Source organism: Neorhizobium sp. 05N33, assembly GCF_056397445.1.
Genome location: NZ_JBFTNK010000007.1, coordinates 215,542 through 236,048, shown reverse-complemented (window position 1 = coordinate 236,048; position 20,507 = coordinate 215,542). Strand labels below are relative to the sequence as shown.

Genomic DNA, 20,507 nt, shown 5'->3' with positions numbered 1-20,507 from the left:
ATCATCCGCCCGTTCCTTGCCATTCATAAGAGGTCTAATTCCATCGAGAATATGGCAAACTTGGCTTTTCCCTTGCTATTGTGACAGATAAACCATACAACGCCCACGAGGGTTAAAGTGTTGACGGGATAGTCTGCCGATAGGCTGGCCAGCCTCTTCAGGACCTGGCGCCGAAGACCGACAGTCATCCGCCGTCGCTACACTTTTTCCTGATACACGATCCAACCGGCGGTGGCCGGAATAATACCGGGTGGCATGCCACCCACCGCTCATACGGAGCACATTCATCGGGCCCCTGCGGGCCTATGGTATCGTCATTCTCGTTTGGTTTTTGATGTCGCGGCACAATTTTCAGAACCTGGAGGGACCGAGGGAGCAACGCTCCCCGTCATCTTTCCGGTTGCCGTCACAACCGCGCCCGACGGGAACATCTTTATCCGGCGCAACGACCGCATTGCATGACGGGCCTGTCCTTGTGGCAGCCTTTTCTGCATTCCCCCGGCGGCGCCGAGGAGCAGAATTTCAATGGCAGACAAAATGCTTATCGACGCGTCTCACGAAGAGGAGACGCGCGTAGTTGTCGTTCGCGGTAACCGGATCGAGGAATTCGATTTCGAATCGCAGCATAAGAAACAGATACGCGGCAATATCTATCTGGCGAAGGTGACGAGGGTCGAACCCTCACTACAGGCCGCTTTCGTCGACTACGGCGGGAACCGTCACGGCTTCCTCGCCTTCGCCGAAATCCATCCCGACTATTATCAGATCCCGCTTGCCGACCGCCAGGCGCTGATGCAGCAGGAAGCCGAGGATCAGCGCAAGATCGCCGAGGCGGAAGCCGCTGATCCGGTGGTCGATCCAGCCCACCAGGAACAGCCGGATATCGGCATCTCCATCCCGGCACCCGCCGCCGAGCCCGAAAGCGAAGCCGGTGGCCAAGCAACGGAAGCAAGCCCGGCCGAGGTCGTCGCTGCTGAAGAGGCCGAAAAGCCGAAGGCCAAGCCGCGCCGCAGCCGCGCCCGCAAGAAGCCGGCAGACGAAGCGCCCACCGCAGAAGCCGCAGCATCCGAGGGCGAAAGCGCCCCCTCCTCCGACAACAATGACGACGACGGTTCGACGCCCGCCGAAATGGCCGCGATGGTCGAGACCGATTCGATTTCGGAAGACGTCGACGCCCGCCGGGGCGGCGGCCGCAACGACGATTTCGATGACGACGACGATGACGACCACGGCGAGAAGGAAGTGATCGAATCAGTCGGCGCCGAAGACGCGATGGAAGAAGTTCCGGACCGCGTCGTGCGCAAGCCGCGCAAGCAGTATCGCATCCAGGAAGTCATCAAGCGCCGCCAGATCCTGCTCGTGCAGGTCGCCAAGGAAGAGCGCGGCAACAAGGGCGCTGCTCTTACCACGTACCTTTCGCTCGCCGGCCGTTATTCGGTCCTGATGCCGAACACGGCGCGCGGTGGCGGCATCTCCCGCAAGATCACCCAGCCGCAGGACCGCAAGCGTCTCAAGGAAATCGCCCGCGAGCTCGACGTGCCGCAGGGCATGGGCGTGATCCTGCGCACCGCCGGCGCCAACCGCACCCGCGTCGAAGTCAAGCGCGACTTCGAATACCTGATGCGCCTGTGGGAGAACGTCCGCACGCTGACACTGAGCTCAACCGCCCCTACCCTCGTCTATGAAGAAGGCTCGTTGATCAAGCGCTCGATCCGCGACCTCTACAACAAGGACATTTCCGAGATCATCGTGTCCGGCGAAGAAGGCTATCGTGAAGCGAAAGACTTCATGAAGATGCTGATGCCGAGCCATGCCAAGGTGGTCCAGCCCTATCGCGACCTGCATCCGATCTTTGCCCGTTCCGGCATCGAGGCGCAGCTCGACCGCATGCTGCAGCCGCAGGTGACGCTGAAGTCCGGCGGCTACCTGATCATGAACCAGACGGAAGCGCTCGTCGCCATCGACGTCAACTCCGGCCGTTCGACCCGCGAACATTCGATCGAGGAAACGGCGCTCCAGACCAATCTGGAAGCGGCGGAAGAAGTCGCCCGCCAGCTTCGCCTGCGCGACCTTGCCGGCCTGATCGTCATCGACTTCATCGACATGGAAGAAAAGCGCAACAACCGCGCCGTCGAGAAGCGGCTGAAGGATTGCCTGAAGAACGACCGCGCCCGCATCCAGGTCGGCCGTATCTCGCATTTCGGCCTGCTCGAAATGTCGCGCCAGCGCATTCGCGCTTCGGTTCTCGAATCGACGACTCAGATCTGCACCCATTGCGGCGGTACCGGTCATGTGCGCTCGCAGTCGTCGGTCGCCCTGCATGTGCTGCGCGGCGTCGAGGAATACCTGCTCAAGAACACCACGCATGACATCACCGTGCGCACCACGCCGGAAATCGCGCTCTATCTCCTCAACCACAAGCGCGCCAGCATCGTCGATTACGAGAACCGCTTCGGCGTCTCGATCTTCATCGAATCGGATGTCAGCATCGGCTCCAGCCACTTCGCGATCGATCGCGGCGAGCCGGTCGAAAACCCGGTCAAGATCGAAAGCCTGATGCAGTTCGCGGCCATCCCCGTCGAAGAAGACGATGACGATATCATCGTCGAGACCGACGAGGAGGAAGAGGAAGAGGTCGTTGCTTCGTCGCAGCCGGCAGCTGCTGCTGTTGCCGAGCGCGCCCAGACGCAGGGCGACGATCCCAACGGCCGCAAGCGCAAGCGCCGCCGGCGTCGGCGCAACCGTGGCGGCGAAAAGGGCGCAGATGCCCAGACCGCGCAGGGCGGCAGCGACGACATGGCTGATGGCGACGAGGACGGCGACGAAGGCGAGGACGATGTTTCCGAAGCCGGCGAAGCATCCGACGCAACGGTAGCCGCCGATTCGGACTCGGAAGAAAATCGCCGAAAGCGCCGCCGCCGCGGCAAGCGCGGTGGTCGCCGCAATCGCAACGGCGAGGACGGACAGGAACTGAACGCTTCGGATGACGGCGAAGCGGTCGACGAAGATGCATCCAGCGAAGACGTCGAGGTAGTGCCGGCAGCAGCCGCAGCCGAGACCGCTGAAGAGGCCGCCGTCGAGGCAGTCGCGGCACCCGCCGAGGCGGAAGCTGCACCTGTCGGCAAGGCAGAAGCCAAGCCCCGCCGTTCGCGTCGTGGCAAGGCAACGACCGTCGCCGATGCCCCGGCTGCCGAAGAGGTCCCTGTGGCTGCCGCAGCTCCGGCTCCGGTGGAAACCGTCGTCGAGCAGGTCGAAGCTGCACTCGGCGAAGAGCCGCGGGCTGCCGAAATTGCTCCGGCTGCCGAAGCTCCCATCGAAGAAGCGCCGGCGGCTGAGCAGGTCGATGCCGGCGACGCGAAACCGGCTCGTGCCAATCGCGCCTCGAACATCTCCTCCTCCGCTGAGGCGGTGGTGAAGAGTTCCGATCCGGCGGCAACGCCCGAGACCGACGCCGATCCGTCGAAGCCCAAGAAGGCCGGCTGGTGGCAGCGCCGCGGCTTCTTCTGAGCCTGACGAGAACAGATGAAACGGCCGCGCAAAACGCGGCCGTKTTTGTTTTTGCTCTGCCTTGAACCTTAGAAACCGGATCAACGGCCTGCCGAAACGATTCCGGAAAGGCAGCCAACGTGTTGGAATCCGACTCCATTTCGTCATCCCGCCAGGCGTCATACGCAGTTGTGAACCGGTGAAAACGGCCTGGACATGATTTTGAGGTTTTTTGGAAAGCCCGACTGGCTTACTTTGGGCACAAACCACAACAATGGTGCGCGGGATTCGTGTGCCCGATCCAAGAGGATATGGATGACTCGCCTGTTCAAGACGCCCGTTTTCAAGACATTGGCCGCCAGCTCGATGCTGGCCTTGGCACTTTCCGCGGCCGCTCCGGCTGCCGCCCTGGACGACCAGCAGAAGAAGGAGATGGGCGAGTTCATCCGCCAATATCTGATCGAGAACCCGGAAGTGCTGGTCGAGGTTCAAAACGCATTGGAAGCCAAGCAGCAGACCCAGCGCGTCGAACAATCGACCAAGGCGATCGCGGACAACAAGCAGGAGATCTTCTCCTCGCCGACCGACATCACGCTCGGCAATCCGAAGGGCGACGTGACCATCGTCGAGTTTTTCGATTACAATTGCGGCTACTGCAAGCGGGCGCTCTCCGACATGGACGACATCCTTTCCAAGGACAAGAACGTCCGTTTCATCCTGAAGGAATTCCCGATCCTCGGGCCGGACTCGCTTGCAGCCCATCGGGTGGCCAACGCCGTGCGTCTGCTGGCGCCTGAGAAATATGCAAAATTCCATCGCGAACTGCTTGGCGGCAAGCCGCACGCCTCGGAAGCGACGGCCATTGCGGTCGCGGGTGCGCTTGGCGTCAAGGAAGCGGCGATCCGCAAGTCCATGGCCGATGAGCCGAACGACGATCTGGTGCGCGACGCCTATCGGATCGCCAACGCGATCGGCATCACCGGCACGCCGACCTATGTGGTCGCCGACGAAGCCGTCTTCGGCGCCGTCGGCCTCGATACGATCGAGCAGAAGGTCGCTAACGTGCGCGCCTGCGGCAAGGCGACCTGCTGACGGGGCAGGTGCCAACCAATAGATGTTCCATCGCAGTGGACTCACGGGCTTTCGGCGCGGCGGGGGCTTTCCCTTGCCGCCTCGCCGGTCTATAGGTGGCCCCTGAATTTCTGCAGGGAACCAATAGATCAGTGATGAGCAAGACGGTCTTCGTCCTCAACGGCCCCAATCTCAACATGCTGGGCAAGCGCGAGCCGGGCATTTACGGCGCTGCCACGCTGAAGGACGTCGAGAACGACTGTATTACAGCCGGCAGGGAACTTGGTTTCGACGTCGATTTCCGCCAGAGCAATCACGAGGGCGTGCTGATCGACTGGATGCACGAGGCCAACGAAAAGACCGTCGGCGTCGCCATCAATGCGGGCGCCTATACCCATACCTCGATTGCATTGCACGACGCCATCAAGGCGATCTCCGTGCCGGTGATCGAGCTTCATATCTCGAATGTCCACGCGCGGGAGGAATTCCGCCATCATTCGATGATCGCACCGGCGGTAAAGGGCGTGATCTGCGGTTTTGGCACCGCAAGCTACATTCTGGCGCTGCACGCCTTAAAATCCATTACCGCTTGACAAGATAAACAGAACAATAGGGTTTGCCATGTCTGACAAGAAGAACGGTATCGACAAGGGACTGATCCGCGACCTCGCGAACATCCTCAACGAGACCGACCTCACCGAGATCGAAGTCGAACAGGACGATCTGCGTATCCGCGTATCCCGCGCCGGCACGATGCAGTATGTCCAGGCCCCGATCGCAGCGCCCGGCTATGCTCCGGCTGCTGCAGCCGCTCCCGTTGCTGCAGCGCCCGCCGTGCAGGACAACAAGAACGCCGTGACCGCGCCGATGGTCGGCACCATCTACCTCTCCCCGGCCCCGGGTTCGCGCGCCTTCGTTGAAGTCGGCGCCACCGTCAAGGAAGGCCAGACGCTGCTGATCATCGAAGCCATGAAGACGATGAACCAGATCCCGGCGCCGCGCTCCGGCAAGGTCACGGAAATCCTGGTCAACGACGCTCAGCCCGTCGAGTATGGCCAGCCGCTCGTCGTCATCGAGTAGGCGCATCCATGATTTCCAAGATCCTCATAGCCAACCGCGGTGAAATCGCGCTTCGCGTGCTTCGCGCCTGCAAGGAACTCGGCATCGCGACCGTCGCGGTCCATTCCACCGCCGACGCCGACGCCATGCATGTGCGGCTTGCCGACGAAAGTGTGTGCATCGGCCCGCCGCCGTCGCGCGACAGCTATCTGAACATTCACCAGATCGTCGCCGCCTGCGAAATCACCGGCGCCGACGCGGTGCATCCGGGCTACGGCTTCCTGTCGGAAAACGCCAAGTTCGCGGATATCCTCGACGCGCACGGCATCACCTTCATCGGCCCGACCGCCGACCATATCCGTATCATGGGCGACAAGATCACCGCCAAGCAGACCGCGCAGGAACTCGGCATCCCCGTCGTTCCCGGTTCCGACGGCGAAGTGAAGCCCGAGAATGCGATGGAAATCGCCCGCCAGATCGGCTTCCCTGTGCTGATCAAGGCAACCGCCGGCGGCGGCGGACGCGGCATGAAGGTCGCCAAGACCGAGGCCGATCTCGACGAAGCCGTGTCGACTGCCCGTTCCGAAGCGCTCGCCGCTTTCGGCAACGATGCCGTCTACATGGAAAAATATCTCGAGAAGCCGCGCCACATCGAAATCCAGGTTGTCGGTGACGGCGAAGGCAACGCCATCCATCTCGGTGAACGCGACTGCTCGCTGCAGCGCCGCCACCAGAAGGTCTGGGAAGAAGCTAATTCCCCTGCCCTCAACGTCGAGCAGCGCATGAAGATCGGCGAAGTCTGCGCCGACGCGATGCGCAAGCTGAAATACCGCGGCGCCGGCACGATCGAGTTCCTCTACGAAAATGGCGAGTTCTATTTCATCGAAATGAACACCCGTCTTCAGGTCGAGCATCCGGTCACCGAAGCGATCACCGGCATCGACCTCGTGCACGAACAGATCCGTGTCGCCTCTGGCGGCGGCCTGTCCGTCCGCCAGGAAGATATCGTATTCTTCGGCCATGCCATCGAATGCCGCATCAATGCCGAGGATCCGCGCACCTTCGTGCCGTCGCCCGGCACGATCACGCATTTCCATGCGCCCGGCGGGCTTGGCGTGCGTGTCGATTCCGGCGCCTATGCGGGCTACAAGATCCCGCCCTACTACGACAGCCTGATCGGCAAGCTGATCGTGCATGGACGCACCCGCGTCGAATGCATGATGCGCCTGCGCCGCGTACTGGACGAGTTCGTCGTGGACGGCATCAAGACGACCCTGCCGCTGTTTCAGGACCTCGTCGACAATCCGGATATCGCCAATGGCGATTATGACATTCACTGGCTGGAAAACTACCTCGCCGGCGACAAGACGCATTAGGGAGATCGATGGCAGGGCGGCGTGGCAGATATTACCCGGCGATAACCCCGGAAATCCTGCTGCGCGCCTATTCCATCGGCCTCTTTCCGATGGCCGAATCCGCCGACGACCCGGAAATCTTCTGGGTCGAACCGGAAATGCGCGGCATCCTGCCGCTCGACGGCTTCCACGTTTCGAAAAGCCTGGCCAAGGCGGCCCGCAAGACGCCGCTCGACATCCGCTTCGACACGGCATTCGAGCGGGTGATCGCCTTCTGCGCCGAGCCGGCCGGCGACCGGCCGAGCACCTGGATCAACTCCACAATCCGCAAGCTCTACAACGAATTGCACCGCATGGGCCACGCGCACAGCGTCGAGGCCTTCGAGGGCGATGAACTGGTCGGCGGTCTCTATGGCGTTTCGCTCGGCTCGGCCTTCTTCGGGGAGAGCATGTTTTCGAGGCGCACGAACGCTTCCAAGATCTGCCTCGTACATCTTGTCGAGCGGCTTCGGAAAAATGGCTTCACGCTGCTCGACACCCAGTTCACCACCGAACATCTGAAAACGTTCGGCGCGATCGACATCCCCAAGGACGACTATCTCAAGCTTTTGAGAAAAGCGGTCGATTCCCCGCATCTGAAATTCTGACGGGGAATCAGTTGGTCGCCTTCGGCGGCGGCACGTCGGACTTCTGTTTGCAGCCGGTCAGCCAGACGTCGTAGATCGGATGCTCGACGGCATTGAGGCCGGGGCTGTCGGCGAACATCCAGCCGGTGAAGATCCGGCGGATCTTGCGGTCAAGGGTGATCTCGTCGACTTCCACAAAACCATCGATTTTCTGGGCTTCCGTCTCGTCGCGGGAATAACAAACTTTTGGCGTCACCTGCAGCGCGCCGTATTGAACGGTCTCGTTGACATAAACGTCGAATGTAGTGATGCGGCCGGTGATCTTGTCGATGCCGGCAAAGACCGCGACCGGATTATTCAGCCGCGCTGCAGACACACCATCCGCCGCAAGCACGGATGCAAGCGCGATCAATGCGCCGACCATTGGCTTGCGTGGAAAAACCGTCATCAATCCCATTATGCTTCCCGTCCCGGCGATCCCGTCGGCGTCGAGACCTAGAGTGCGATTGTGGCCAAAACAGGTGTCAGTTGCCGGGCGTCCAGGCATCGTAATCGCCTGTGACGCGGGGGCGTTCGCCGGTGGCGGCAAGCGAGCCCTGCGGGTGATAGGCAAGCGGCGTGCCGGTGGCATTCAGCTTGTGCGCCTTTTCCCATTCCCGAGCCTTGTAATCTTCCTGCGACGGAGCAACGTCGGTGCGATAATGCATCCAGCCATGCCAGCCCGGCCCGATTGCGGAAGCTTCTGCGTAATTCTTGTAGATCACCCAACGCTTCGGCTTGCCCCAGGAGGTCATCGGGCCTTCGTAATAGATGTTGCCAAGCTCGTCTTCGCCGACCTTCTTGCCGAAGCGCCAGGTGAAGAACCGGGTGCCCATGGTCTGTCCGTTCCACCAGGTGAAGATCTGCAGCAGGAGGTTTTTCATGGATGTTCCGTCGGCTTGGCAAACAGGATGACGATCGAAGTGGTTGATCCGCTTATGCCGCTTGGCGCCTTCGATGTCCAGTGATTCCAAATGTCGCGCACGGTCATTTGAGCTTCATCTTGAAGCCGAAATGGCTTTTGGCGAAGCCGAGCCGTTCATAGAAGCGATGCGCGTCCGTGCGGGCCATGTTGGAGGTGAGCGCGACCTGGCGGCAGCCGCGGCGCCTGGCTTCCTCGATCGCATGATGGATCATCTGACCGCCGATGCCCTTGCCGCGCATGTCGCCGCGCGTCTGCACCGCCTCGATGATCATCGACAGCGATCCCCGACCCGTCAGCGTGCGATTGAAGAGGATCTGGAACGTGCCGACCACTTCGCCTTCCAGTTCGGCAACGAAAAGCTGTTCGTTCTGCGAGGCATCGATGACGTTGAAGGCGCGCAGGTAGTCGTCGAAGGCGGCCTCGTCCGTCGTGTCGCCATGGCCTCCGACGTCATCTGCGGCAAACAGGTCGATGAGCTCGGGAAGATCTGCTTGCCGCGCTCTGCGGATGACGATGTCGGCCATGCAAAAAGTCCTCCTCGGGTGGGTCAGCGCAACTCCAGCCGCTTCTCCATGATGATCGCCGGCAGGCCGGAATTGGGGGCACCCCACTCCTCCATCCTGTCGACCTCGGAAAACCCGAGCCTCTCGTAGAAGGACATCGCGCGCACGTTCGGCAGCGCCACCTCGACCCGCATGATCTCGGCATCCGGAAAACAGGTTTCGAGTTCGGCGAAGATGTCGCGGCCGATGCCCTCGTTCTGGCAGGACGGCTTGACGTAGAGCTGGTGCAGCATCGCCGTCTTCACCATCTTCGGATACATGGCGGCATAACCGATGCCGCCGATATCCTTGCCGTTGTCGGCGACCAGGAACTCGCCGCCGCGCTTCTGGATGCGCGCCTTGACGGCGCCCGGAGAATGCCAGCCGTCGACCATCCTCCTGACCTTGTCGGCCCCGTAGAACGGATCATAGGTATCGTGAAAAGTCGCCGCCAACAGGGCGCGGATCTGCTCGACGTCAGCTTCACCGGCGGTGCGGACGAAGTAGACCATCGGGCCTACTCCTCTTCGATCCCGAGCTTCGCCTTGACGAGTGCCTGGACGGCCTGCGGATTGGCCTTGCCGCCGGTCGACTTCATGACCTGGCCGACGAACCAGCCGGCGAGCGTGGGCTTGGCCTTGACCTTGGCGACCTGGTCCGGATTGGCGGCGATGATCTCGTCGACAGCCGCCTCGATCGCTCCGGTATCGGTGACCTGCTTCATGCCGCGGCTCTCGACCAGTTCGGCCGGGTCACCGCCTTCGTTGAGCACGATCTCGAACAGGTCCTTGGCGATCTTGCCGGAAATCGTCTCAGCCTTGATGAGGTCGATGATGCTGCCGAGCTGGGCAGGCGAAACCGGAGTCTCTTCAATGTCTTTGCCGGTTCTGTTCAAGGCGCCGAGCAGGTCGTTGATCACCCAGTTTGCGGCCGTCTTGCCGTCACGACCTTCGGCAACTGCCTCGAAATAATCGGCGATCGCCTTTTCGGAGACCAGCACCGAGGCATCGTAGATCGACAGGCCGAGTTCGCGCACGAAACGGGCCTTCTTGTCGTCCGGCAGTTCCGGCAGGTGCTTCTCCAGCTCGGCAATGAAGGCATCGTCGAATTCGAGCGGCAGCAGGTCCGGATCCGGGAAATAACGATAGTCGTGCGCGTCTTCCTTCGAGCGCATCGAACGGGTTTCGCCCTTGTTCGGGTCGAAGAGGCGGGTCTCCTGGTCGATCGAACCGCCGTCTTCGAGAATGCCGATCTGGCGGCGTGCTTCGTATTCGATCGCCTGGCCGATGAAGCGGATCGAGTTGACGTTCTTGATCTCGCAACGGGTGCCGAATTCACCGCCGGGCTTGCGCACCGAGACGTTGACGTCGGCGCGCATCGAGCCTTCGTCCATGTTGCCGTCGCAGGTGCCGAGGTAGCGCACGATCGAGCGAAGCTTGGTCATGTAGGCCTTCGCTTCGTCGGAAGAGCGCATATCGGGCTTGGAGACGATCTCCATCAGAGCCACGCCGGAGCGGTTCAGGTCCACATAGGACATGGTCGGATGCTGGTCGTGCATCGACTTGCCGGCATCCTGTTCGAGATGCAGGCGCTCGATGCCGATCTCGATATCCTCGAACTGACCCTGGCGGTCCGGGCCGAGCGAGATGACGATCTTGCCTTCGCCGACGATCGGATCCTTGAACTGGGAGATCTGATAGCCCTGCGGCAGGTCCGGGTAGAAATAGTTCTTGCGGTCGAACAACGAACGTTTGTTGATCGCAGCCTTCAGGCCAAGCCCGGTGCGCACCGCCTGCTTGATGCATTCCTCGTTGATCACGGGAAGCATGCCGGGCATGGCCGCATCGACGAGCGAGACGTTGGAATTGGCCGGCTTGCCGAACTCGGTCGAGGCGCCGGAGAAAAGCTTGGAATTGGAAAGGACCTGAGCGTGCACCTCCAAACCGATGATGACTTCCCAATCGCCGGTGGCACCGGGAATGAAGCGTTTCGGATCGGGCGTGCGGACGTCGACAAGGGTCATCTGATGCTCGTGAAATGGTCTCGATTGCGTTTTCTGGAGGTAGAGCAAATGGCGCGGACGTGCAAGCTTAACCGACGTCTTGAAGCTGGCAGGGCGATCTAGAAGCTCGGCCCGTAAGTATCCGGCGCTTCGAGAACGAGGCGCTTCGACAGGCCGACCGATTGCACGTCGCGGTCGATCTTCGGGGAATAGCTTGTGGAGAGCCAATTGATGGAATAGCCCTGCTTTTCGAAAAAGCCGATGGCTTCGGTATTGCGGGCATGGGTCTCGACGCGAGCGACTTCAAAACCCTGGTGGACGATCTCGGCCTCGATCTCGACGAGTAGCGCGCGGCCCAGCCCCTGTCCCTTGAAGGACGGATCGATCCAGAAATCGGAGATCAGTTCGTCGAGTTTTTCACGCGCCGCCCAGCCGGCGACATTGCCGCCCTGCTCGATGACGGTGATGGTCAGCCAGGAGGAGCGCGTGAAATTCTGGAAGGCGGTGCGGGCGCCGGAGCGCATGTCGGTCATCTCGCCGATCGACATCATGGCCTTTTCCCAGGAGCGGAAGCCGATTTCCGCCAGGATATCCACCTCGTCCTCACGCGCATTGCGAATATGGGCCATAGCTTCCCCTGTTGCAGCCTCAGTAGACCACTGAGTCTGCGCTTTGACCAGTGCAACATATAGGGCGTTTCCGTCAGGTGCTTGACGACCACGGAAAACCCGCCTAGTGCGGATTTCGTATCGATGGAGTTTTGATGTTCTCTTCCGTAGAGACCCGGTAAGGGGCCGGCCCCGCTCTTATAGCCGCGCCGGCCCAGACAAAAACGAGAACCCCGACGTCACGCGACGCCGGCAACGTTTTTGTGCGCTCGTTCACGAGCGCTTCTCCGGACATCAAGACAATGGATATTTCCCGCGCCGAACAGCGCATCCTCCACCTGCTCGCCCAGGGCGGCAGGATCGAGATCACCCGCGACGACAACAGGAAGATCGAAAAGCTGCAACTCGTGACCCGCGAGGGCTGGGCCTTTTCAGGCCTCGACCTCGTCACGTTTCGAAAGCTCAAGCAGAAGAAGGCGATCAAATCCCAGGGCGGCAGGCCTTACCGCATCACCGAAAGGGGACTGGTGCTGGTGAGGGCCGAGCAGGATAATCGGTGACACGGATGAAAGGCCGCGCGTCGTCCCCGGCGCGCGGCCTTGACCCCGCAATCAGGATAATGCCGAAAGCTCGGCGCGCATCGCCGCCCATTCGTCGCCGACCGAGCCCGTGCGTCGCTTGCCGGCGCGGCGGTACCAGTAGTTGGCGTTCGAGTCGTCGCCTTCGATGCGGTGGCAGAGCGCGTGGCCCCAGTCGAACGGCTGTTCGCCCTCATGGGCCTGGCAGATTTCGTGCACCGCCTGCCAGTCCGCACCCATGGTGAAACCATTGGCCGCGAGGCGATCAAAAGCCTCGATTAATCCTGCCAGATCTGTCTTAGCCATGAACCACCTCCCCGGCGCCCGCCCGATGATCGGCGGCCGTCATCTTTAGGATGATCAGTCCGCTTACCACCACTTCGTCGGCGTGAACCGGCCGGCGGCCTGTTCGATGACATGAGCGGTGCGGAACAGGGTTTCTTCCTCGAATGGCTTGCCGATCAGTTGCAGGCCGAGCGGCAGGCCCTTGGCGTCGATGCCGGCGGGAACGGCGATGCCCGGCAGGCCGGCCATGTTGACCGTTACCGTAAAAATGTCGTTGAGGTACATCTTGACCGGATCGGACGCGAGGTCCTCGTCGGCGATGCCGAAGGCGGACGACGGCGTGGCGGGCGTCAAGATTGCGTCGACGCCGGCGTTGAAGACGATCTCGAAGTCGCGCTTGATCAGCGTGCGAACTTTTTGCGCCTGCAGATAATAGGCGTCGTAATAACCGGCCGACAGAACGTAGGTGCCGATCATGATGCGGCGCTTGACCTCGGTGCCGAAGCCGGCCGCGCGGGTCTTTTCGTACATGTCGACGATGTCCTTGCCGTCGACGCGCAGGCCGTAACGCACGCCGTCGTAACGGGCAAGGTTCGACGAGGCCTCGGCGGGTGCGACGATGTAATAGGCCGGCAGCGCGTATTTGGTGTGCGGCAGGGTGATGTCGACGATCTCGGCACCGGCATCCTTGAGCCAGGCGATGCCCTGAGCCCAAAGTTTCTCGATCTCCTCCGGCATGCCCTCGACGCGGTATTCCTTCGGAATGCCGATCTTCATGCCTTTGAGCGACTGGCCGAGCGAGGCTTCGTAATCCGGCACCGGCAGGTCGACCGAGGTGGTGTCCTTGGCATCGACCGACGCCATCGATCTCAGCATGATCGCCGCATCGCGCACGTCGCGGGCGATCGGACCGGCCTGGTCGAGCGAGGATGCGAAGGCGACGGTGCCCCAGCGCGAGCAGCGTCCATAGGTCGGCTTGATGCCGACGGTGCCGGTGAAGGCGGCCGGCTGGCGGATCGAGCCGCCGGTATCGGTGGCGGTCGCACCGGCGCAGAGGAATGCGGACACCGCAGCGGCAGAACCGCCGGAAGAACCGCCCGGCACGAGCTGCTGGTTGGAACCGTTGGCCCTCCACGGGTTGACTACGGCGCCATAGTGAGAGGTCTCGTTGGAGGAGCCCATCGCGAACTCGTCCATGTTGAGCTTGCCGAGCATGACCGCGCCGTCGTCCCAGAGGTTCTGGGTGACGGTCGATTCGTATTTCGGCAGGAAGCCATCGAGGATATGGCTGCAGGCCTGGGTGTGGACGTCGCGGGTGGCGAACAGGTCCTTGATGCCGAGCGGAATGCCTTCGAGCGCGCCGACCTGGCCGCTCGCACGGCGCTCGTCGGAAGCCTTCGCCATCCCGAGCGCCTTTTCTGGCGTCACCGCCACATAAGCGTTGAACACCGAGTTGGCGGCATCGATCGCGGAAAGATAGGCCTCGGTCAGCTCGACCGAGGTGAATTCCCTGGCTTTGAGCTTTTCGCGGGCTTCGGCAATGGTGAGGCTGGTGAGTTCGGTCATGGGCTCTTCAAACGGTTCGAATGCGAGGCGGAGGTTCGGCGGCGCGCTATCCAGCGCTCACTCGACGACCTTCGGCACCAGGAAAAAATTGTGGTCGGTAGACGGCGCATTGGCGACGATATCGTCTGCCTTGTCGCCGTCGGTGACGGCGTCGGCGCGCTTGCGCATGTTCATCGGGGTCACCGATGTCATCGGCTCGACGCCCGTGACATCGACTTCGGAAAGCTGCTCAACGAAATTGATGATGCCGTTCAGTTCGCCGACCATCCGATTGGCATCTTCCTCGGTGACCGCAATGCGGGCAAGGCGCGCGACGCGCTTGACGGTGGCGAGATCGACGGACATGGCATAACTCCGATGGGAAATTTCCCCTTCGCTATAATGGCCATGTCCGCCCTTCGCAACAGGGAGCGCACCTCAATTTGCGAAGGGCGGGCAGCCTGAAAGGATGCTGTTCAGAAGGTCAGGCTGCCGCCCGGAGCCGGCGTCTCGACCCGGGTGCGCGAACCTTCCATGCCCTTGACGAACTTTTCCGGCGTCTGATCGACGCCCGGCAGGCCATAATGGCAGGGCAGCGCATGCTTGAAATCGAAGAAACGCTGGCAGGAAAGCGCCGCCACCGCGCCGCCCATGGTGAAGCGGTCGCCGATCGGCACGATGCCGATATCCGGCTGGTGCAGTTCATTGATCAGGGCCATGTCTGAGAAGATGTCGGTATCGCCCATGTGGAGGACGGAGGGCTCGTCGTCGAAATGCAGCATCAGGCCGTTGGCATTGCCGAGGCAGTGCGAAACGCCGTCTTCGGTCAGCGAGGCAGACGAGTGCAGCGCATTGGTGAAGGTGGCGGTAAACCCTTCGAAACCGACCGTGCCGCCGGTATTGCCCATTTCGAGCTTCTCGACGCCCTTTTTTGCCAGCCAGACGCCGAGGTCATAGTTGGCGAGAACGACGGCACCGGTTTCCTTGGCGATCTGGACCGTATCGCCGACATGGTCGCCATGGCCGTGGGTCAGCAGGATATGTGTCAGCCCTTCGGCGGCAGCCTTGATATCCTGGCCGGCAAAGGCGGGGTTATAGGTCAGGAACGGGTCGACCAGGATCTTGGCCTTGGCGGTCTCGATGCGGAAGGCGGCATGGCCGAGCCAGGTGATCTTCATGGAAAACTCTCCTTCAATATAGTGTGGATAATAACGACACATAGCCGATATGAGGCTAAAGGGAAGTGGGACAGAGGGTGGGACAAACCCGCTCTGGACACCCTATTTGGATCCCCGGGGATGAAGAACGCATGACAGTGATGACGATCGAGGAACTGGCCGAAGCCTTGCAGCCTGCACAGGCGATTGCCGGGCTCGACCTCGGCACCAAGACGATCGGGCTTGCCATGTCGGATCTCGGCCGGCGCTTTGCCACGCCACGTCCCGTCATCAAACGGGTGAAGTTCACCAAGGATGCCGAAGTGCTGCTCGCCTTTGCCGAAAAGGAGAAGGTGGCGGGCTTCGTCATCGGCTTGCCGACCAACATGGACGGCTCGGCCGGTCCGAGGGTTCAGGCGACACGCGCCTTCGTGCGCTCGATGTCGGAAAAGACCGCCCTGCCCTTCGTGTTCTGGGACGAGCGTCTCTCGACGGTGGCCGCCGAGCGGGCGCTTCTGGAAATGGACGTGTCGCGGGCCAAACGTGCCGAGCGGATCGATTCCGCCGCGGCAAGCTTCATTCTTCAGGGCGCTCTCGACAGGCTCTCTTCGCTGGGCAGGGAGACCGATTTCGCAAGCTGACGCTTCTGCCACCAGGCGGCGATCTCGCGGCGCTTGCGGAAGGCGACGATGGCGAACACGACCAGGCTGTCGAAAACCATGGCACGTGCCACCAAAGGCGGAATGGTTTCCGGCGGAATGCCGAGGATATTGCCGTAGATCTGGAAGACCAGGTCATGGGTCTGGCGGGTTAGCATGAAGAAGCCAAAGCTCATGTCGTAGTAGGAAAGCCCGTACCAGCTGGACAGCAGCAGGACTGGGCCGGCCCACAAAATCAGGAACCACTTCATGCGGTTCTCCCCCTTAGCTCGACGGGATAAACATCCAGGGACACGAGCCATCTCGATAGAGCCATAAGGCTCAGGACCAGTGCGGGAACGGCAATATCAAGTGCCAGCGCCGCGAAGATCGTCGTCATGACAAGCAGCAATGCCCTGCCCCTGATTGTGGTTCCCATACGCGGATACTCGGCAAACGTTGTAGTTAACAGTGCGTTAACGTGGAACTTAAGCCCGCAGGGATTTGCCGCAACGGAAACCGGGGGAGATGGTTAATTTCGCAAGCGTGCCTGTGGATAGAGCAGGTCAGGCTGCCGGCGATTTCGGCTTCTTCGGGATATACGGACCACCGGTTTCGCCCCACCCCCATTCGGGCATCGGCGCATGCTCGTAAACCTTGGCTCCAGGCTGCGAATTGGCAACGGCAAGCCGCGTTCCCCATTCGAGATAGCCGACCAGAGCGGACGTGAACTCCGGATCTGCCGGAAGCTCGAGATCCGTATAGGTGTCGAGCAGAATATTGATCCATCGCCGGCGCATCGGCTCGGTCAGATGTCTTTCAAGATGATGGCGTACCATCGCCGGATGACCGCCGCGTTGTTCCGAATAGAGTTTCGGTCCGCCAATGACCTCGGCAATGAACATTGCAACATGCTCGGGATGGTTCTTGTCCATGCCGGCAAAGACGGGCCCGAGCAGGTCATCCGCCGGGACGCGACGATAGAACTCCGTCGTTAGCCGCAGCAGCGCATCGAAGCCGCCGATCCATTCATATAGCGTCGGTACGGTCATGGTCGTTCCCTCGTCTTCCGAAGAGATATGAGGCGGACGTCATGGCTTCAAGACTTGGGCGCCGATCAGCCGTAGATCGCGCGAACCAGGCGGCGGAGCGCGTTGCCGACCTTGTCCCAGTCCTTCTCGGTTTTCAGCGCCAGACCGGCGAACTGGCCGCTGACGGCGGCCGATATCACCAGGTGCTGGATCGCCGCAAACAGCAGCGCATTGGTGGTCGCGGCATCGACGCCCTTCGGCGGCGTCAGCGAGCCCCGCATCTTCTCGAGCCATTTGCCGAGCGCCTTGGTGCGCGCCTCCGACAGCCGGCGGACCTGCGGCGTGTCCTGCGAGACCTCCCAGGCGACGATCTTGCAGACCAGCGGATCGTCGCGCAGCGCTTCCATGAAATAGATGGAGAGCTTCTCCATCAGGTCGCCATAGGTCAGCAGGAACATGCCGCCGGTATCTTCCGGGATGCGATCCTTGACCCAGGTGCCGAGATCGGCGCCGATCGCCTCGATCAGCCCGTCGAGACCGCCATAATATCGATAGATGAGTTGTTTGTCGCAGCCGGCGCGGCGCGCCACGGCGTTGATGCCGAAACCCTGGAACCCCTGTTCGGCGAGCAGCGCGCGGGCGGCCAGGAAGATCGCCCGCTCGGTGCCGGCGCGGCTGCGCACTTTCGCGACCGAACCTTCTTGCGCTGTGACTTCAGGGATCTGGAGCATTTTCCGCCTGTTTCGGTTTCGTCTTGACCCACCGCGATAGTCGGTGGCTTCCGCTGCCGCAAGCTGTCTCCGTCGCCATGCACAGGATTGCGCGCGCCGCACTTGAATTCGCGGGGCTCTTACATTGCACTATCGGCGTGGGAGGACTAACGAGATCGTAGTCTCCCACCGACGTGCTCTCCTCCATGCTCATCGTCTTCCAAAGCGTTCTGCCGATTTTCCTGCTGGTTCTCCTCGGCATGGGATTAAAACGCGCGCCGATCATCAATCCCGATTTTTGGGACGGGCTCGAACAGTGCAGTTACTGGGTGCTGTTTCCGGCCCTGTTGTTCTCGACCATGGCCAAGGCGGATTTTTCGAATACCGAAAACCTGACGGTCAGTTTCGCGGCGATCGTTTCTGTTCTGGTGATGTCGGGCGGCTTGCTGTTGGCATGGCCGCTGCTGCGGAACCTGCGCGTCGGCGGACCGGCCTATACCTCGCTGTTCCAGACCGCGACGCGCTGGAACGCCTTCATGGCGCTGGCGATCGCCGCAAAGACCTACGGCCAGCAGGGCCTGACCATGGTTGGCCTGGTGATGGCGGCGATCATCATCCCGCTCAATTTCATCAACGTGACGGTGCTGCTGTGGTTCTCCGGCCACGACCGGAACTACAGGGCAATTCTCTACAGGATCTGTACCAATCCGCTGATCCTCTCGACGGCGCTCGGCATCATCGTCAATCTCATCGGTATCCCGATCTATGAGCCGGTGATGGTGACGGTCGATCTCCTGTCGCAGGCGTCGCTGAGCCTCGGCCTGATCACTGTCGGCGCGGGCTTGAGGGTCATGGATGCGCTCAAACCGCGGCCGATCACGTTGCTTGCCGTCTTCCTGAAGCTGATCGGCTTCCCAGTCGTCGCCGTCGGTGTCGGTGCGCTGTGCGGAGTCCAGGGCAACGGCCTCGTCCTCCTGGCGCTGAGTGCCGCGGTGCCGACCGCGATGAACGGTTATCTGCTTGCAAAGCAGTTGAACGGCGACGCGGACATGTACGCCGCGGCGGCAACCCTGCAGGTCGTCGCCTCGTTCCTCACCATTCCGGTCGTGATGACAGTCGTCGCCTACGTCGCGGCTGGATAAAGCAGGTCGACGATATAACGGGCGTCGAACCGGGCATCGAGCATGCCGTAGGTCGAGCGCCAGCCGCCGGCGAGCCGGGTTTCCAGGAAGGCATCGGCGATCTTGCCGGCGCCGAGCCGCACCAGTTCGGCTGCCGCAGCCGCCAGTGCCAGCTGTTCCACCAGAAGCCGGGCAGCACCCTCGTCGGTTTCGCAGAGCGCCATGGCGGCGCGCAGCACTTCGACCGTCTTTTTGCCCGCAGGACCAAGATCCCGTTCGAAACCGGCAAGCACCGTGTTGAACAGGTCCCGCCCCCGCGACAGGACCCGGAGCACGTCGAGCGCCATCACGTTGCCGGAACCTTCCCAGATCGCGTTGACCGGAGCCTCGCGATAGTGCCGGGCGATCGGCCGTTCCTCGATATAGCCGTTGCCGCCGATGCATTCCATCGCTTCGTAGATCAGCGACGGCGCAATCTTGCAGTTCCAGTATTTGATGACCGGCGTCATGACCCGGGCAAAAGCCGCGTCGGCCGGGTTGCTGGCGGCGCGATCGAAGGAATCGGCGAGCCTGAAAGCGAGCGCTGTCGCGGCAGCCACATCAAGCGCCATGTCGGCGAGCACCCGCGTCATCAGCGGCTGGTCTACCAGCTTCTTACCGAAGACGCTGCGGCCACGGGTGTGGTGGACGGCTTCGGCAAGCGACGCACGCATGATGCCGGCGGATGCCAGCGCGCAATCGAGCCGCGTCAGGGTCACCATGTCGAGAATGGTACGGATGCCGCCGCCCGGTTCGCCAAGCAGATAACCGAAGGCATCGGTGAATTCGACTTCGGAGGACGCGTTCGAGCGGTTGCCGATCTTGTCCTTCAGGCGCTGGAACTGCAGGCCGTTCGCCGACCCGTCCTCGAGCAGCCGCGGCACCAGGAAACACCCGATGCCGTCGCCGGTCTTTGCCAGCATGACGAAACCGTCGCTCATCGGCGCCGACATGAACCACTTGTGGCCGGAGAGCCGGTAGATGCCCTCGCCCACGCGTTCGGCGGTCGAGCGGTTGGCGCGCACGTCGGTTCCGCCCTGCTTCTCGGTCATGCCCATGCCGAGCGTCACCGCGCTCTTCTGCAAGGCAGGGCGATTCGTCGAATCGTATTTGCGCGACAGGATTTTTGGCGCCCATTCCTTCTGGACGCGCGGCGAGGCCATCAGCGCGGCGATCGAGGCGCTGGTCATGGTCAGCGGGCACAAATGGCCGCATTCGAGCTGCGCCGACAGATAGAATCGCGTCGCCCGCGCCTTGTGCTCGTGGCCCTTGGCTTCCGGGATGTTTTCCCAGACGGAGGAATGCAGGCCGGTCTGCATCGAACGGCGCATCAGCGCATGCCAGGCCGGGTGGAACTCGACGACGTCAAGCCGCTCGCCGCGCGGGCCGTGGGTCTTCAGCTTCGGCGGGTTCTCGTTCGCCATGCGCGCCAGTTCCTGCGCCTCCGGCGAGGTGACGTAACGGCCGAGCTGGTCGTATTCCTCGCGGATGGTGCGGTTCAGCGTGCTCGTCAGGTCGACGACCAGCGGATCGGATCGGTAGGCATTGATGCCGGACCAGGGTTTTGGCTGGTTCAGTTCGGCAAATTTTTCTTCGGCGCGCGACATCTGGTTCATGAAACGGGTTCTAGCGGAAGTTACCGGGCCTGGGAACGGCGCCCGTTCAGGATTTCTGGCGTTCTCAACAAAAG

The 20,507-nt window shown here is 61.8% G+C and carries 23 protein-coding genes; 9 read left to right on the top strand and 14 right to left on the bottom strand.

Annotated features, from left to right (window positions below; translation table 11 throughout):
- Nucleotides 1-525: 525 nt before the first annotated feature.
- The 6 genes from AC1DLT_RS19610 (at nucleotide 526) to aat (ending at nucleotide 7,618) form a co-directional block, all read left to right on the top strand.
- The gene (locus AC1DLT_RS19610; protein ID WP_477487839.1) at nucleotides 526-3,507 is read left to right on the top strand and encodes an Rne/Rng family ribonuclease; all 2,982 of its coding nucleotides are present in this window, start codon (nucleotides 526-528) and stop codon (nucleotides 3,505-3,507) included.
- Between the two features lie 294 nt (nucleotides 3,508-3,801).
- Nucleotides 3,802-4,578 carry a DsbA family protein gene (locus tag AC1DLT_RS19605; RefSeq protein WP_408962406.1) on the top strand — a complete coding sequence of 259 codons (777 nt, stop codon included), beginning with the start codon at nucleotides 3,802-3,804 and terminating at the stop codon, nucleotides 4,576-4,578.
- A 134-nt stretch (nucleotides 4,579-4,712) separates the two neighbouring features.
- Nucleotides 4,713-5,150 carry a type II 3-dehydroquinate dehydratase gene (aroQ, locus tag AC1DLT_RS19600; RefSeq protein ID WP_247137784.1) on the top strand — a complete coding sequence of 146 codons (438 nt, stop codon included), beginning with the start codon at nucleotides 4,713-4,715 and terminating at the stop codon, nucleotides 5,148-5,150.
- Between the two features lie 28 nt (nucleotides 5,151-5,178).
- Entirely contained in the window at nucleotides 5,179-5,637 is a 459-nt protein-coding gene (accB, locus tag AC1DLT_RS19595) for an acetyl-CoA carboxylase biotin carboxyl carrier protein (protein WP_038542081.1), read from the top strand.
- Nucleotides 5,638-5,645: 8 nt separating this feature from the next.
- On the top strand, nucleotides 5,646-6,992 hold the full coding sequence (gene accC / locus AC1DLT_RS19590) for an acetyl-CoA carboxylase biotin carboxylase subunit (RefSeq protein ID WP_038542079.1): 1,347 nt from the start codon (nucleotides 5,646-5,648) through the stop codon (nucleotides 6,990-6,992).
- 8 nt (nucleotides 6,993-7,000) lie between these two features.
- Nucleotides 7,001-7,618, top strand: coding sequence for a leucyl/phenylalanyl-tRNA--protein transferase (aat, locus tag AC1DLT_RS19585; RefSeq protein WP_477487838.1), 618 nt, complete (start codon nucleotides 7,001-7,003; stop codon nucleotides 7,616-7,618).
- A 7-nt stretch (nucleotides 7,619-7,625) separates the two neighbouring features.
- Here the strand turns inward: aat and AC1DLT_RS19580 are convergent, their stop codons facing one another.
- The 6 genes from AC1DLT_RS19580 to AC1DLT_RS19555 all read right to left on the bottom strand — a co-directional run bounded on the left by AC1DLT_RS19580 (nucleotide 7,626) and on the right by AC1DLT_RS19555 (nucleotide 11,734).
- A complete protein-coding gene (locus AC1DLT_RS19580) occupies nucleotides 7,626-8,045 on the bottom strand; it encodes a DUF2155 domain-containing protein (RefSeq protein WP_037081092.1) in 420 nt (139 codons plus the stop codon).
- A gap of 76 nt (nucleotides 8,046-8,121) precedes the next feature.
- A complete protein-coding gene (locus AC1DLT_RS19575; RefSeq protein ID WP_038542075.1) occupies nucleotides 8,122-8,520 on the bottom strand; it encodes an NADH:ubiquinone oxidoreductase subunit NDUFA12 in 399 nt (132 codons plus the stop codon).
- Between the two features lie 103 nt (nucleotides 8,521-8,623).
- The gene (locus AC1DLT_RS19570) at nucleotides 8,624-9,085 is read right to left on the bottom strand and encodes a GNAT family N-acetyltransferase (RefSeq protein WP_247137785.1); all 462 of its coding nucleotides are present in this window, start codon (nucleotides 9,083-9,085) and stop codon (nucleotides 8,624-8,626) included.
- 23 nt (nucleotides 9,086-9,108) lie between these two features.
- Nucleotides 9,109-9,615 carry a GNAT family N-acetyltransferase gene (locus AC1DLT_RS19565; protein WP_038542070.1) on the bottom strand — a complete coding sequence of 169 codons (507 nt, stop codon included), beginning with the start codon at nucleotides 9,613-9,615 and terminating at the stop codon, nucleotides 9,109-9,111.
- 5 nt (nucleotides 9,616-9,620) lie between these two features.
- Nucleotides 9,621-11,126, bottom strand: a complete 1,506-nt coding sequence (gene gatB, locus AC1DLT_RS19560; protein WP_477487837.1) for an Asp-tRNA(Asn)/Glu-tRNA(Gln) amidotransferase subunit GatB — start codon at nucleotides 11,124-11,126, stop codon at nucleotides 9,621-9,623.
- A 98-nt stretch (nucleotides 11,127-11,224) separates the two neighbouring features.
- A complete protein-coding gene (locus AC1DLT_RS19555) occupies nucleotides 11,225-11,734 on the bottom strand; it encodes a GNAT family N-acetyltransferase (protein ID WP_038542067.1) in 510 nt (169 codons plus the stop codon).
- A 281-nt stretch (nucleotides 11,735-12,015) separates the two neighbouring features.
- Between AC1DLT_RS19555 and AC1DLT_RS19550 the strand changes: the two genes are divergently transcribed.
- Entirely contained in the window at nucleotides 12,016-12,273 is a 258-nt protein-coding gene (locus AC1DLT_RS19550; RefSeq protein ID WP_113130390.1) for a YjhX family toxin, read from the top strand.
- 51 nt (nucleotides 12,274-12,324) lie between these two features.
- Here the strand turns inward: AC1DLT_RS19550 and AC1DLT_RS19545 are convergent, their stop codons facing one another.
- The 4 genes from AC1DLT_RS19545 to AC1DLT_RS19530 all read right to left on the bottom strand — a co-directional run bounded on the left by AC1DLT_RS19545 (nucleotide 12,325) and on the right by AC1DLT_RS19530 (nucleotide 15,299).
- Nucleotides 12,325-12,597: a hypothetical protein gene (locus tag AC1DLT_RS19545; protein ID WP_477487836.1), complete on the bottom strand. Its 273-nt coding sequence runs from the start codon at nucleotides 12,595-12,597 to the stop codon at nucleotides 12,325-12,327.
- Between the two features lie 63 nt (nucleotides 12,598-12,660).
- Nucleotides 12,661-14,142 carry an Asp-tRNA(Asn)/Glu-tRNA(Gln) amidotransferase subunit GatA gene (gene gatA, locus AC1DLT_RS19540; RefSeq protein WP_477487835.1) on the bottom strand — a complete coding sequence of 494 codons (1,482 nt, stop codon included), beginning with the start codon at nucleotides 14,140-14,142 and terminating at the stop codon, nucleotides 12,661-12,663.
- Between the two features lie 57 nt (nucleotides 14,143-14,199).
- Nucleotides 14,200-14,487, bottom strand: a complete 288-nt coding sequence (gene gatC, locus AC1DLT_RS19535) for an Asp-tRNA(Asn)/Glu-tRNA(Gln) amidotransferase subunit GatC (protein ID WP_477487834.1) — start codon at nucleotides 14,485-14,487, stop codon at nucleotides 14,200-14,202.
- Between the two features lie 110 nt (nucleotides 14,488-14,597).
- Nucleotides 14,598-15,299 (bottom strand): metal-dependent hydrolase, encoded by a 702-nt coding sequence (locus tag AC1DLT_RS19530; protein WP_247035225.1) that lies wholly within the window; start codon nucleotides 15,297-15,299, stop codon nucleotides 14,598-14,600.
- 131 nt (nucleotides 15,300-15,430) lie between these two features.
- On the opposite strand from AC1DLT_RS19530, the gene ruvX reads away from it, so the two are divergent.
- Nucleotides 15,431-15,919: a Holliday junction resolvase RuvX gene (gene ruvX, locus AC1DLT_RS19525; protein WP_038549038.1), complete on the top strand. Its 489-nt coding sequence runs from the start codon at nucleotides 15,431-15,433 to the stop codon at nucleotides 15,917-15,919.
- On the opposite strand, the gene AC1DLT_RS19520 is transcribed toward ruvX, so the two are convergent.
- The 3 genes from AC1DLT_RS19520 to AC1DLT_RS19510 all read right to left on the bottom strand — a co-directional run bounded on the left by AC1DLT_RS19520 (nucleotide 15,862) and on the right by AC1DLT_RS19510 (nucleotide 17,678).
- A complete protein-coding gene (locus AC1DLT_RS19520) occupies nucleotides 15,862-16,188 on the bottom strand; it encodes a DUF6105 family protein (protein WP_477487833.1) in 327 nt (108 codons plus the stop codon). The genes ruvX and AC1DLT_RS19520 overlap by 58 nt on opposite strands.
- A 294-nt stretch (nucleotides 16,189-16,482) precedes the next feature.
- Complete coding sequence (locus AC1DLT_RS19515; RefSeq protein WP_477487832.1) at nucleotides 16,483-16,968, bottom strand: group II truncated hemoglobin; 486 nt, start codon at nucleotides 16,966-16,968, stop codon at nucleotides 16,483-16,485.
- Between the two features lie 65 nt (nucleotides 16,969-17,033).
- Nucleotides 17,034-17,678, bottom strand: a complete 645-nt coding sequence (locus AC1DLT_RS19510) for a TetR/AcrR family transcriptional regulator (RefSeq protein WP_038542049.1) — start codon at nucleotides 17,676-17,678, stop codon at nucleotides 17,034-17,036.
- Nucleotides 17,679-17,863: 185 nt separating this feature from the next.
- Between AC1DLT_RS19510 and AC1DLT_RS19505 the strand changes: the two genes are divergently transcribed.
- Nucleotides 17,864-18,799, top strand: a complete 936-nt coding sequence (locus AC1DLT_RS19505) for an AEC family transporter (protein ID WP_477487831.1) — start codon at nucleotides 17,864-17,866, stop codon at nucleotides 18,797-18,799.
- On the opposite strand, the gene AC1DLT_RS19500 is transcribed toward AC1DLT_RS19505, so the two are convergent.
- Entirely contained in the window at nucleotides 18,781-20,433 is a 1,653-nt protein-coding gene (locus AC1DLT_RS19500) for an acyl-CoA dehydrogenase family protein (RefSeq protein ID WP_477487830.1), read from the bottom strand. The genes AC1DLT_RS19505 and AC1DLT_RS19500 overlap by 19 nt on opposite strands.
- Nucleotides 20,434-20,507 lie beyond the last annotated feature (74 nt).

Coding starts and splice junctions, on each gene's coding strand:
- AC1DLT_RS19610 (WP_477487839.1), top strand. CDS start 526: ATGGCAGACAAAATGCTTATCGACGCGTCTCACGAAGAGGAGACGCGC.
- AC1DLT_RS19605 (WP_408962406.1), top strand. CDS start 3,802: ATGACTCGCCTGTTCAAGACGCCCGTTTTCAAGACATTGGCCGCCAGC.
- aroQ (WP_247137784.1), top strand. CDS start 4,713: ATGAGCAAGACGGTCTTCGTCCTCAACGGCCCCAATCTCAACATGCTG.
- accB (WP_038542081.1), top strand. CDS start 5,179: ATGTCTGACAAGAAGAACGGTATCGACAAGGGACTGATCCGCGACCTC.
- accC (WP_038542079.1), top strand. CDS start 5,646: ATGATTTCCAAGATCCTCATAGCCAACCGCGGTGAAATCGCGCTTCGC.
- aat (WP_477487838.1), top strand. CDS start 7,001: ATGGCAGGGCGGCGTGGCAGATATTACCCGGCGATAACCCCGGAAATC.
- AC1DLT_RS19580 (WP_037081092.1), bottom strand. CDS start 8,045: ATGACGGTTTTTCCACGCAAGCCAATGGTCGGCGCATTGATCGCGCTT.
- AC1DLT_RS19575 (WP_038542075.1), bottom strand. CDS start 8,520: ATGAAAAACCTCCTGCTGCAGATCTTCACCTGGTGGAACGGACAGACC.
- AC1DLT_RS19570 (WP_247137785.1), bottom strand. CDS start 9,085: ATGGCCGACATCGTCATCCGCAGAGCGCGGCAAGCAGATCTTCCCGAG.
- AC1DLT_RS19565 (WP_038542070.1), bottom strand. CDS start 9,615: ATGGTCTACTTCGTCCGCACCGCCGGTGAAGCTGACGTCGAGCAGATC.
- gatB (WP_477487837.1), bottom strand. CDS start 11,126: ATGACCCTTGTCGACGTCCGCACGCCCGATCCGAAACGCTTCATTCCC.
- AC1DLT_RS19555 (WP_038542067.1), bottom strand. CDS start 11,734: ATGGCCCATATTCGCAATGCGCGTGAGGACGAGGTGGATATCCTGGCG.
- AC1DLT_RS19550 (WP_113130390.1), top strand. CDS start 12,016: ATGGATATTTCCCGCGCCGAACAGCGCATCCTCCACCTGCTCGCCCAG.
- AC1DLT_RS19545 (WP_477487836.1), bottom strand. CDS start 12,597: ATGGCTAAGACAGATCTGGCAGGATTAATCGAGGCTTTTGATCGCCTC.
- gatA (WP_477487835.1), bottom strand. CDS start 14,142: ATGACCGAACTCACCAGCCTCACCATTGCCGAAGCCCGCGAAAAGCTC.
- gatC (WP_477487834.1), bottom strand. CDS start 14,487: ATGTCCGTCGATCTCGCCACCGTCAAGCGCGTCGCGCGCCTTGCCCGC.
- AC1DLT_RS19530 (WP_247035225.1), bottom strand. CDS start 15,299: ATGAAGATCACCTGGCTCGGCCATGCCGCCTTCCGCATCGAGACCGCC.
- ruvX (WP_038549038.1), top strand. CDS start 15,431: ATGACAGTGATGACGATCGAGGAACTGGCCGAAGCCTTGCAGCCTGCA.
- AC1DLT_RS19520 (WP_477487833.1), bottom strand. CDS start 16,188: ATGAAGTGGTTCCTGATTTTGTGGGCCGGCCCAGTCCTGCTGCTGTCC.
- AC1DLT_RS19515 (WP_477487832.1), bottom strand. CDS start 16,968: ATGACCGTACCGACGCTATATGAATGGATCGGCGGCTTCGATGCGCTG.
- AC1DLT_RS19510 (WP_038542049.1), bottom strand. CDS start 17,678: ATGCTCCAGATCCCTGAAGTCACAGCGCAAGAAGGTTCGGTCGCGAAA.
- AC1DLT_RS19505 (WP_477487831.1), top strand. CDS start 17,864: ATGCTCATCGTCTTCCAAAGCGTTCTGCCGATTTTCCTGCTGGTTCTC.
- AC1DLT_RS19500 (WP_477487830.1), bottom strand. CDS start 20,433: ATGAACCAGATGTCGCGCGCCGAAGAAAAATTTGCCGAACTGAACCAG.